The organism is Rhodoferax sp. RT5P35, assembly GCF_056521385.1.
In genome coordinates this window covers 403-1,030 of record NZ_JBWMAX010000362.1, presented here as the reverse complement: position 1 = coordinate 1,030, position 628 = coordinate 403, and the positions used below count along the sequence as shown (strand labels likewise).

The window sequence follows — 628 nt, the reverse complement described above, 5'->3', positions numbered from 1 at the left end:
CGATTTCGCTGCGTGGCAGCTCGCTGGCATCCACCTGTTGCCAATGCGCCAGCCGCTCGCGGGCCAGCGGTTCGTCGCCACTTTCCAGCGCATCGCGGATATCCGTGAAATGGTGGCTGAACTGGCGAAAACCCAGCGTGGCATACAGCACGGCCACGTTCCACAGCACTGCCACCGGCCAGCCGATGGCCCACACCAGCAACCAGTGCAGGCCCAGCGCAGCCAAGCTGGGCACCACGACGGCCAGGGCCCAGGCGAGCCAGCCATGCTGGGGTGTGCCCGCGTCCAGGTTGCGGCTGGAGGCCCGCACCCAAGCACGCACCAGGCCGTGGATGGGGTTGTCTCGGGCTACGGGGCGCACTTGCTCCAGCAAGAGCGCAAACATGATCGCAAAAAAGCTCATGGCAGGATGATAACGGGCTGCCGTGACGGGTTTTCAGGCCGCCAAAAATCGGTAGAAATTGCGCAGCATGCCCGCCGTGGCACCCCAAATGAAGCGCTCGCCCTGCGCGTCGGTGTAAGGCATGGAAAACCACTCGCGTTGCACGCCTTCCCAGTCGAACGCGTGGCGGCGGTGGTGCGCCGGGTCCATCAGAAAAGCCAACGGCACCTCGAAGGCATCGGCCAC

General features: G+C 65.0%; 1 protein-coding gene and 1 pseudogene. Both read right to left on the bottom strand.

What is annotated here, in order from left to right:
• Positions 1-403 (bottom strand): CobD/CbiB family protein (locus AC097L_RS26345; protein ID WP_479589636.1); only part of this gene is annotated, 403 nt, incomplete at its 3' end.
• A 33-nt stretch (positions 404-436) separates the two neighbouring features.
• Positions 437-628: pseudogene (locus tag AC097L_RS26340) on the bottom strand (CoA pyrophosphatase); the annotation flags it as partial.